The 6,941-nt window shown below is 41.6% G+C and carries 3 protein-coding genes; 2 read left to right on the top strand and 1 reads right to left on the bottom strand.

Translation table 11 applies throughout. From position 1 onward, the window contains the following. Positions 1-377: 377 nt before the first annotated feature. Both gltB and QMA00_RS18225 read left to right on the top strand, forming a co-directional pair. Positions 378-4,835, top strand: a complete 4,458-nt coding sequence (gene gltB, locus QMA00_RS18220) for a glutamate synthase large subunit (protein ID WP_262976238.1) — start codon at positions 378-380, stop codon at positions 4,833-4,835. A 9-nt stretch (positions 4,836-4,844) separates the two neighbouring features. Continuing rightward, on the top strand, positions 4,845-6,260 hold the full coding sequence (locus QMA00_RS18225; RefSeq protein ID WP_290158378.1) for an FAD-dependent oxidoreductase: 1,416 nt from the start codon (positions 4,845-4,847) through the stop codon (positions 6,258-6,260). A gap of 63 nt (positions 6,261-6,323) precedes the next feature. On the opposite strand, the gene QMA00_RS18230 is transcribed toward QMA00_RS18225, so the two are convergent. Continuing rightward, complete coding sequence (locus QMA00_RS18230) at positions 6,324-6,860, bottom strand: hypothetical protein (protein ID WP_290158380.1); 537 nt, start codon at positions 6,858-6,860, stop codon at positions 6,324-6,326. Between the last annotated feature and the right edge of the window lie 81 nt (positions 6,861-6,941).

Consider the following 6,941-nt stretch of genomic DNA (forward strand, 5'->3'; position numbering starts at 1 on the left):
CTGTAAAAAACTATTAATTAATTTGCTTGTAAAAGGTAAATATCAGCAAGTTAATAAAGAATAAAATACGGCCATGAATAATTATTCATTATTTGCATGGTTTACGTTTACGTAAACTGCCTATTGTGGGGGAGGTTTTATTTACAAGTTCTTAAAAATAACACCGGTGTCATTAAAGTTTTCGATCCAATACCTACTCAAATGTTAATATTTAGCATTATTTTATGATTTTTAATGAAGTTGAAATATATTCAATATAATGAATATGTATTCAGAAAAATATTGACTCAGGTTAGGAATAACGCTAATTTTGATCGTCTGTTAGCAAATCGTCGAGCCGTTCATCCACGTTAACAGTGCAGCAAGGGGAGGGGTCCATGTTATATGACTCAAAACTAGAAAAAGATAATTGTGGCTTTGGCTTAATAGCCCAAGTTAATAACCAAGCGAGTCACCGACTCATCCGTACGGCGATCACCGGTTTAGATCGCATGCAGCACCGCGGCGGTATATCTGCTGATGGTAAAACGGGTGATGGTTGTGGCTTGTTACTTCAAAAACCAGACAGCTTCTTTCGTGCTATTGCTGCTGAAAATAATTGGCATTTAGGTAAAAATTACGCCGTTGGGATGATTTTCCTCAATGCTGATCCGGTATTAGCACAAGCAGCTAAAGATGTTTTAAGCGAAGAACTAGAAAAAGAAACGCTTAATATTTTAGGTTGGCGTGTTGTCCCTACCGATCCATCAATGTTAGGACCTATAGCACTAAAGCAATTGCCTGGGTTTGAACAAATTTTTATTAGTGCGCCAGAAGGTTGGCGTTCTAAAGATTTAGAACGCCGCTTGTATGTTGCACGTCGTCGTGCAGAAAAGCGTCTAATGGACGATGAATCATTTTATATTGCGAGCTTATCTGGGTTAGTCACAATATATAAAGGCTTAATGATGCCTGCTGACTTGCCTAATTTTTACCTTGATCTTGCGGATATTCGCATGACTAGTGCTATTTGTGTTTTTCATCAACGCTTCTCTACAAACACACAGCCTCGCTGGCCTTTAGCGCAACCATTTCGTTATTTAGCGCACAATGGTGAAATTAATACTATTGAAGGTAACCGCCAATGGGCACGTGCCCGTTCTTATAAATTTGCTTCGCCACTTATTCCTGATTTACAAAGCGCAGCGCCGTTTGTTAATGAGACAGGGTCTGACTCATCTAGCCTCGATAATATGCTGGAGTTATTTTTAGCTGGTGGTATGGATTTATTCCGTGCGATGCGCATGCTAGTGCCGCCAGCATGGCAAAAAAATCGAGCTATGGATGACGACTTACGTGCGTTCTATGATTTTAACTCTATGCATATGGAACCGTGGGATGGCCCTGCAGGCATCGTTATGTCTGATGGGCGCTTTGCAGCCTGTAACTTAGACCGTAATGGCCTGCGCCCTGCGCGTTATATTATTACTCAAGATGGCTTTATTACTTTAGCTTCTGAGGTGGGGATTTGGGATTACACCGCTGATGAGGTGGTAGAAAAAGGACGTGTTGGCCCAGGCGAACTCCTCGTTATTGATACTAAATTGGGTAAAATTTGGCATTCAGATGAAATTGACCAAGATTTAAAATCACGCCACCCTTATAAGTCGTGGTTAGAAGAAAACGTTAAACGATTAACGCCTTTTGAAGCACTTACCGAGCAAGATGCGGGCAATCGCTCATTTGATGATGAAACCCTTGTCAAATACCAAAAGATGTTTGGCTATACTAACGAAGAGCTAGACAGCGTCATTCGTGTCATGGGTGAAAATGGGCAAGAAGCCACTGGCTCAATGGGTGACGATACGCCGTTTGCCGTACTGAGTGAAGGGCACCGTTCACTTTATGATTATTTCCGTCAAAAGTTTGCTCAGGTTACTAATCCGCCGATTGATCCGTTACGTGAAAACCATGTAATGTCGCTTGCAACGTGTATTGGCAGTGAGCAAAACGTATTTAATGAAACAACAGGGCACGCTAAACGCCTGCAATTTGATACGCCTATTTTAATGTATGCTGATATGCAGCAGCTACTTAACGCCGATGAAGCGCATTACAGCTATTGTAAGATTGATATTACTTACACCGTAGAAGAAGGCCTTGAGAATGCGGTTAAGCGCATCTGTGATGAAGCACAAGCAAAAGCCGCATCTGGCTGTATTATGCTGGTATTAACGGATCGTAACTTTGATGACAATCAATTACCTATTCCTGCTGCTATGGCGGTGGGTGCGGTACAAAAACGCTTGGTAGATAATAAATTACGCTGTGAGTCAAATATTATTATTGAAACTGGCAGCGTTCGCGATGCGCATCAATTTGCGGTACTACTTGGATTTGGTGCAACCGCAATTTACCCGTATTTAGCGTACGAGTCACTTGTGGCTATGAGCGATACCAAGGTAATTAATAAGTCATACTGTGAAGTTACACTGGCTTATCGTCAAGCAATTAATAAAGGCTTGTACAAAATCATGTCTAAAATGGGCATTAGTACCGTGGCTTCATATCGTTGTTCGATGTTGTTTGAAGCGGTTGGCTTATCGGACGCGATTGTTGAGATGTGTTTTAAGGGCGTTGCAAGTCGCATAAAAGGGGCGTGTTTTAGCGACTTTGATGACGATCAGCAAAGCTTGCATAAACTGGCGTTTAGTAAACGTAAATTATTAAGCCATGGTGGTTTATTTAAGTACGTACACGGCGGCGAGTACCATGCTTACAACCCTGATGTGATTCAAACGTTACAAAAAGCAGTACGTAGCGGCGAGTACAGTGATTACAGCGAATACGCAAAGCTAGTTAATCACCGTCCAGTCGCGACTCTGCGCGATATGTTGGCTTTAAAACTGCCAGAAAAGGGGATAAGCATTGATGAGGTAGAGCCTGCCACTGAGCTTTATAAACGGTTTGACTCAGCCGCCATGAGTATTGGTGCATTATCGCCAGAAGCCCATGAAGCACTCGCAATTGCCATGAATCGTTTAGGTGGTTGCTCAAATTCTGGTGAAGGTGGCGAAGATAAGCTGCGTTACGGTACAGAAAAAAATTCACGTATTAAACAAGTAGCTTCGGGTCGATTTGGTGTCACCCCACATTACTTACGTAGCGCTGATGTTATTCAAATAAAAGTGGCACAAGGCGCTAAACCTGGGGAAGGCGGACAATTACCGGGTGAAAAAGTAACGCCCTATATTGCCAAGCTTCGTTACTCGGTACCGGGTGTGACACTTATTTCACCTCCGCCGCATCACGATATTTATTCTATCGAAGATTTAGCCCAGCTTATTTTTGACTTAAAACAAGTAAACCCGAATGCATTGATTTCAGTAAAACTGGTATCTGAACCGGGTGTTGGCACAATTGCAACCGGTGTAGCAAAAGCTTATGCCGACTTAATTACCATTTCAGGCTATGACGGCGGAACGGGTGCAAGTCCATTAACCTCGGTTAAATACGCTGGCAGCCCATGGGAGTTGGGACTTGCTGAAACACAGCAAGCATTGGTAGAAAATGGCCTTCGCCATCGTATTCGCCTGCAAACAGATGGTGGTTTAAAAACGGGCCTTGATATCATCAAAGCGGCCATTTTAGGCGCCGAAAGTTTTGGCTTTGGCACAGGGCCTATGGTTGCATTAGGCTGTAAATACTTACGGATCTGTCACTTAAATAACTGTGCGACAGGTGTGGCAACACAAGACGAAACATTACGTCAAAAGCATTATCATGGTCTGCCAGAAATGGCGATGAACTACTTTAAGTTTATTGCTCAAGAAGCGCGTGAAATTATGGCAAGTTTAGGGGTTGCAAACCTAACCGATTTAATTGGTCGCTTAGACTTACTCGAAGCCATTGAAGGCAAAACAGCGAAGCAGCAAAAAATAGATTTATCAGCGGTTATCGCTCAGCCAAATAATCCAACGGGTGAAACTTTGTTTTGCAGTGCTCCAAATAGCTCGCATTATTTAGGTGAGTTAAATGAGAACTTACTTGGTAAGGCACAAGAGGCAATAGATAACTCAAGCGGCATTTCATTAGTAAGTCGTATTTGTAATACCGACAGATCAGTAGGTGCCATGCTTTCTGGGTATATTGCTGATAAACACGGTAATCAAGGCATGGCCGCAGATCCGGTAGTTATTGAATTACATGGTACAGCGGGTCAGTCATTCGGTGTATGGAATGCCGGTGGCCTTGAAATGACTTTGGTTGGCGATGCTAACGATTACGTTGGTAAAGGCATGGCTGGCGGTAAGCTAGTTATTCGCCCACCATTGGGTTCGTCATTTGAAAGTCATAAAGCAACAATTATTGGCAATACCTGTTTATATGGTGCAACCGGCGGTAAATTGTTTGCAGCAGGATGTGCAGGCGAGCGTTTTGCTGTACGTAATTCAGGCGTGCAAGCTGTTGTTGAGGGCGTAGGTGATAACGGTTGTGAATACATGACCGGTGGCGTTGTGTGTGTACTTGGTAATGTAGGAGTGAACTTTGGTGCAGGTATGACCGGTGGTTTCGCTTACATTTTGGATGAACGAGGTGATTTTGAGAAACGCATTAACCCAGAGTTGGTTGAAGTGGTTACTTTAGATGACTTAAGTTCACATCAAGAGCATTTACGCGGCTTAATTGCTGATCATTTAGAGCTAACAGGCTCATGCAGAGCAGAAACTATTTTAGCTAACTTTGAACTTTATTTACCGATGTTCAAATTAGTAAAACCTAAATCAAGTGACGTAAAAAGTTTACTCGGGCACCGCGCTCGCAGTAGCGCCGAACTACGTGTTCAGGCGCAATAAGGGGGCAGTATGAGCGAAAATGTATATCAATTTATAGACGTGCAGCGTGTAGATCCACGCAAAAAACCAATCTCGTCGCGTAAAAAATCGTTCGTAGAAATTTATGAACCCTTTTCAGAAAATCAGGTTAATTCACAAGCGGATCGTTGCCTTGATTGTGGTAACCCTTATTGTGAGTGGAAATGTCCAGTACATAATTATATTCCACAATGGTTAAAACTGATCCGTACAGGGCGTATTTTAGAGGCCGCTGAGCTATCGCACCGTACTAACAGTTTGCCAGAAGTGTGTGGACGAGTATGCCCGCAAGACCGCTTATGCGAAGGCTCATGTACATTAGATGAAGAGTTTGGTGCAGTAACAATCGGTAATATTGAAAAATACATCACCGACACCGCGTTTAAAATGGGCTGGAAACCAGACATGTCCTATGTGACATGGACTGATAAAAAAGTTGCCATTATTGGCGCAGGGCCTGCGGGCCTAGGCTGTGCAGATATCTTAGTGCGTAATGGCGTAAAGCCTGTGGTATTTGACCGTCACCCTGAAATTGGTGGGCTGTTAACCTTTGGTATTCCTTCTTTTAAATTAGAAAAAGAAGTCATGCAAAAACGTCGCGAAATATTTACCGAAATGGGTGTTGAATTCAAGCTTAATGTCGAAGTAGGTAAAGACATTAGCATGGATGAAATACTTAATGAGTATGACGCTGTATTTTTGGGCGTGGGGACTTATCAGAGTATGCGAGCGGGGCTTGAGAACGAAGATGCACCGGGAGTACATGATGCCCTGCCATTTTTAATTGGTAACACTAATCGTGTTATGGGTTACGATGAGTCTAAACAAGCTTGCATTGATATGGCAAACCAAAAAGTAGTGGTACTAGGTGGTGGTGATACAGCAATGGACTGTGTGCGTACCTCTATTCGTCATAACGCGTTAAAAGTAACGTGTGCTTATCGTCGTGATGAAGAGAACATGCCTGGTTCAAAACGCGAAGTAAAAAATGCCAAAGAAGAGGGCGTCATTTTTACTTATAACGTTCAGCCTAAAGGGATTGTACTTGATGACAAAGGTGCTGTAGCCGGTGTTAAAATGGTAAAAACTCAGCTTGGCGAGGCAGATGAAAACGGCCGCCGTCGCGCTGAGGAAGTACCGGGTTCAGAGCATATTATTGAAGCCACACAAGTGATTATGGCATTTGGTTTTAAGCCACATAAAATGGATTGGTTAGAGCAGTACGAGGTAGAAATTAACCACTGGGGTGGTATTAATGCACCCGAGCAAGGTGAATTTACCCATCAAACCACTAATCCTAAAATATTTGCTGGAGGCGATATTGTTCGTGGTTCAGACTTAGTGGTTACTGCTATATTTGAGGGGCGTAATGCTGCAGAAGGCATTATGGATTATTTAAAAGTGTAAATAATTCTTTTTGTTAGAATGGAGTCAAAAGCAAACCTTCGGGTTTGCTTTTTTTATATATTTTTATTCAAATGTTATATCAACATAATTTGTAACAAATGGAATAATTGTGATATCACCAACCGCATAGCTCTCTTTAGCTACGCCCTCTGTTTTTACTTTCATATAATAATTACCTGCCGGTACGACCTTATCATTATATCTTGAACGTTTTTCAAGGTGTATTTTATTATTCTGTGAATCGACTATCCAACCTTCTGGGCTAATTTCGTGCATATAAGCTTCACATTTAACTGCTCCAACACGAGGATGTATGCACTGGTTAATTATAACCCTAGTTTGTTTTGTAGGATTTACAGTGGTCTTAGCTAAAGTAATATTACCAAAATCTCTTGATTCCTTTGTTGCTTTGTAAGTGGAGATTGTTGTTTCTGTTGTTGTATAAGTTATTGAACTAGATGGCATAATAGCTTGACTTGTAGTGCTCGACGCACCATTTATAGCGCCGTTAATTCCATCTTTTACAGCACGGCTTATATCTGTGCTTTTACATCCTGAAATAATAAGTAATGTTGGAATAATAAGAGAAAGCTTATTCATTTTTTATCCTTAAAGTTATTTTTATATCATGTTCTTTAAAAGAGAATTAATATCACAGAAGTAAATATTAAAAAATAATAT

Origin of the sequence: Pseudoalteromonas sp. APC 3694 (assembly GCF_030407565.1) — a bacterium.
In the GTDB taxonomy this organism is placed as follows: Bacteria; Pseudomonadota; Gammaproteobacteria; order Enterobacterales; family Alteromonadaceae; genus Pseudoalteromonas; species Pseudoalteromonas tetraodonis.